This window comes from Streptomyces viridosporus (genome assembly GCF_002078235.1).
GTDB lineage: Bacteria > Actinomycetota > Actinomycetes > Streptomycetales > Streptomycetaceae > Streptomyces > Streptomyces viridosporus.
In genome coordinates, this window is record NZ_MSGP01000083.1 from 1 (window position 1) to 4,252 (window position 4,252).

The 4,252-nt window shown below is 71.5% G+C and carries 3 protein-coding genes; all 3 read left to right on the forward strand.

Annotated features, from left to right (window positions below):
- Nucleotides 1-2,040, forward strand: a 2,040-nt coding sequence (locus B7L92_RS06150) for a bifunctional polysaccharide deacetylase/glycosyltransferase family 2 protein (RefSeq protein ID WP_081236457.1), incomplete at its 5' end; no start/stop codon positions are given.
- Nucleotides 2,037-3,401 carry an acyltransferase family protein gene (locus B7L92_RS06155; RefSeq protein WP_081236458.1) on the forward strand — a complete coding sequence of 455 codons (1,365 nt, stop codon included), beginning with the start codon at nucleotides 2,037-2,039 and terminating at the stop codon, nucleotides 3,399-3,401. The genes B7L92_RS06150 and B7L92_RS06155, both read left to right, overlap by 4 nt.
- A gap of 109 nt (nucleotides 3,402-3,510) precedes the next feature.
- Nucleotides 3,511-4,252, forward strand: a 742-nt coding sequence (locus tag B7L92_RS06160) for a hypothetical protein (RefSeq protein ID WP_255310776.1), incomplete at its 3' end; no start/stop codon positions are given.

The window sequence follows — 4,252 nt, forward strand, 5'->3', positions numbered from 1 at the left end:
GACCACCGCGTCCAGCCGCCCGCCCCCACCGACCAGGTGCCCGAGGAAATACTCGAGGGCGGCCCGGTCATCGACGCCCGCGCCGGCCGCGCCGAGGGCCTGAGCGTGCCCGACCGCCGTCTGGTCCTCACCTTCGACGACGGTCCGGACCCGGTCTGGACGCCGAAGGTGCTGGACGTGCTGAAGGAGCACGACGCGCACGCCGTCTTCTTCGTCACCGGCACCATGGCCTCCCGCTACCCGGACCTCGTCAAGCGCATGGTCGACGAGGGCCACGAGATCGGCCTGCACACCTTCAACCACCCCGACCTCGCCCTCCAGTCCAAGGAGCGCATCGACTGGGAGCTGTCGCAGAACCAGCTCGCGATCACCGGCGCGGCCGGCATCCGCACCTCGCTCTTCCGCCCGCCGTACTCCTCCTACGCCGCCGCCATGGACAACAAGACCTGGCCGGTCACCCAGTACATCGGCAGCCGCGGCTACCTCACCGTCGTCAACAACACCGACAGCGAGGACTGGAAGCGGCCCGGCGTCGACGAGATCATCCGCCGGGCCACGCCCGAGGACGGCAAGGGCGCCATCGTCCTGATGCACGACTCCGGCGGCGACCGCAGCCAGACCGTCGCGGCGCTGGACCGGTTCCTGCCCGACCTGAAGAAGCAGGGCTACGAGTTCGACAACCTCACCGAGGCCCTGGGCTCGCCCAGCGCGCACAGCGCGGTCACCGGCGTCGACCTGTGGAAGGGCAAGGCGTGGATCTTCCTGGTCCAGGCCTCGGGGAAGATCACCGGCGTCCTGGTGGTGGGCCTGGCGGTCATCGGCACCCTGGTCATCGGCCGCTTCGTGCTGATGCTCCTGCTCTCCGGCGCCCACGCCCGCCGGGTCCGCCGCAAGGGCTTCAGCTGGGGCCCGCCGGTCACCGAACCGGTGACGGTGCTGGTCCCGGCGTACAACGAGGCCAAGTGCATCGAGAACACCGTCCGTTCGCTGATGGCCTCCGACCACCCGATCGAGATCCTCGTCATCGACGACGGGTCCACCGACGGCACCGCCCGCATCGTCGAGGCCATGGGCCTGCCCAACGTACGGGTGATCCGCCAGCTCAACGCGGGCAAACCGGCGGCGCTCAACCGCGGTCTGGCCAACGCCCGCCACGACATCGTGGTCATGATGGACGGCGACACGGTCTTCGAACCGTCCACCGTCCGCGAACTCGTCCAGCCCTTCGGCGACCCGAGGGTCGGCGCCGTGGCGGGCAACGCGAAGGTCGGCAACAAGGACAGCCTCATCGGCGCCTGGCAGCACATCGAGTACGTGATGGGCTTCAACCTGGACCGCCGCATGTACGACATCCTGCGCTGCATGCCGACCATCCCGGGCGCGGTGGGCGCGTTCCGGCGCTCGGCCCTCGAACCGATCGGCGGCATGAGCGACGACACGCTCGCCGAGGACACCGACGTCACCATGGCGCTGCACCGCGTCGGCTGGCGCGTGGTCTACGCCGAGAACGCCCGCGCCTGGACCGAGGCGCCGGAGACGGTCCAACAGCTCTGGTCCCAGCGCTACCGCTGGTCGTACGGCACCATGCAGGCCATCTGGAAGCACCGCCGCGCCGTGATAGAGAAGGGCCCCTCGGGCCGCTTCGGCCGCGTGGGCCTGCCCTTCGTCTCCCTGTTCATGATCCTGGCCCCGCTGCTGGCCCCGCTGATCGACGTCTTCCTGCTCTACGGCATCGTCTTCGGCCCGACCGAGAAGACGATCGTGGCGTGGCTGGGCGTCCTGGCCATCCAGGCGGTCTGCGCGGCCTACGCCTTCCACCTCGACCGCGAACGCATGACCCACCTCATCTCGCTGCCGCTGCAGCAGATCCTCTACCGCCAGCTCATGTACGTCGTGCTCCTCCAGTCCTGGATCACCGCCCTCACCGGCGGCCGCCTGCGCTGGCAGAAGCTGCGGCGCACCGGCGTCGTCGAGGCGCCCGTCGACGGGGTGCCGCGCCAGCGCACGCGGAGCAGTGACGATCGGAGGCCCGTGGCATGACCCACGGACACACCACCGGTACGGGAACGAGCCCGGAGCCGGCCGGCCCGTACGGAACCCCGTACGCGGGGGACGCGACCGGGGCCCCGGGCGTGCCGTACGCGGGGAACGCGCACGGCACCCCGGGCGCGCCCCACGCCCTCCCGCAGCAGCGCACGACCGAGCCCGCACCGGATCCGGCCGCCGCCCCGACCGCACCCGGGAAACCGGGCCGCGACCGGTACCTCGACCTGCTGCGCTCCGTCGCCCTGGTCCGCGTCGTGGTCTACCACCTCTTCGGCTGGGCCTGGCTGACGGTGCTGTTCCCGTCGATGGGCGTGATGTTCGCGCTGGCCGGCTCGCTGATGGCGCGTTCGCTGAAGCGTCCGGCGATGAGCGTGATCCGCAGCCGGGTCCGCCGTCTCCTGCCGCCGCTGTGGGCGTTCGCGGCGGTCGTGCTGACGCTGCTGTTCGCGAGCGGCTGGGACCCGACGGAGGACCCGGGCCAGGGCGGCTGGGGCCTGGTCAAGCTGGTCAACTACCTCGTCCCGATCGGCGCCCCGCCCTACCCGTGGGACGCCGGCTCCCTGGGCCCGTTCGAGAGTTCCTGGGCGACCCAGGCGGCGGGACCGCTGTGGTACCTGCGCGCCTACCTGTGGTTCGTCCTCGCCTCCCCGCTGCTGCTCCGGCTGTTCCGCCGGGCCCCCTGGCCGACGCTGCTCGCCCCGCTGGGCCTGACGGCGATCGTCGGCACGGGCCTGGTGACCATCCCCGGCGAGACGGGCAACGCCGTCACCGACTTCGCGGTCTACGGAAGCTGCTGGGTGCTGGGCTTCGCCCACCAGGAAGGGATGCTGAAGCAGGTCCCGCGGTACGTCTCCGTCTCCTGCGCGTCCCTGGTGATGGCCTTCGGCCTGTGGTGGGCCTCGAACCACCTCACCGCCGACGGCTGGAACCTCAACGACATCCCGCTGGCCCAGGCCACCTGGTCGTTCGGCTTCGTCGTGATCCTGCTCCAGTACTCCCCGTCGTGGCAGGAACTCCCGGGACGCCTGGCGAAGTGGGACAAGCTGGTGACGCTCTCCAACAACCGGGCGGTCACCATCTACCTGTGGCACAACCTGCTGATCATGCTGACGGTCCCGCTCGTCGACCTGCTGTACCGGATTCCGTTCATGCGGAGCGAGCGCGGGGTGGAGGCCCTCAGCAGCACGTACACGCTCTGGATGTTCGCCTTCGTCTGGCCGCTCATCGGCCTGGCGGTCCTCGCGGTCGGCTGGGTCGAGGACCTCGCGGCGAAGCGGAAGCCACGCCTGTGGCCGAACGGGGCGAAGCGTTCCGCCGGTCGGCGGAACGGGACCGGAGCGGCGCGCCGGGGCTGACGCCGGGGGCCGCCGCCGGTGCGGCCTCCGGCCGCGCCACCGCGTCGGCGCGCCCCGTGAAAAACTGCTCGCGCTGCGGAAGCGAACAGGACGGCCAGGGGGGACACGGATGAGCAAGCGGCAGACGCGGAAGATGCTGCGGTTGATGGCGGGCGGGGAGCCGGTGGAGCTCACCAGCCCGATGGCGTCTGTGAAGAAGCTCGCCCGACTCGCCTTCATCGCCCAGCAGTTCGGGTACGAGTACGCCGACGTGCGCCAGGGCGGCGGGCAGAACGGCGCGCTCAGGATGCTGATCGTGCCCGACCCCGGCCCGCAGGCGCGGGCCCGGGCCGCGCAGAACCGGGCGCAGTACCCGAACGCCGGCGACGGGGTGTCGCTGCCGCCGCTGGTGCCGGACGCCGTCGAACTGCTCAAGGCCCGCATCAACTTCGACCTCACCGGCAAGAGCGCCGAGAAGCGGATGGGCTACGGCGCCCTCGGCGTCTCCATCGGCTGCGTGGTCCTGGCCTACCGGGCCGGGGGCGAGTCCTCCCACTTCGTCGTGGCGGGCGTCGTCTGGCTGCTCCTCATGGCCGTCTTCGGCATCGGCCTCGTCGTCACCCGCAGGCGCAACGCCAAGTTCGCCGCCCGGCTCCAGGCGGCCGGGTTCGCCCCGACGACGGACGAGACGGGCCGGGTGCGCTACCTGCCGCCGAAGGGGTTGCCGTGTCCCGGCGCCCATCCGCCCGGCTCCAGGCGGCCGGGTTCGCCCCGACGACGGACGAGACGGGCCGGGTGCGCTACCTGCCGCCGGGCGGATGGGCGCCGGGACACGGCAACCCCTTCGGCGGCGGCCCGTACCTGTCTCTTAT

Excerpts from the sequence above, each read along its gene's own strand:
- B7L92_RS06155 (WP_081236458.1), top strand. The coding sequence starts at position 2,037 with ATGACCCACGGACACACCACCGGTACGGGAACGAGCCCGGAGCCGGCC.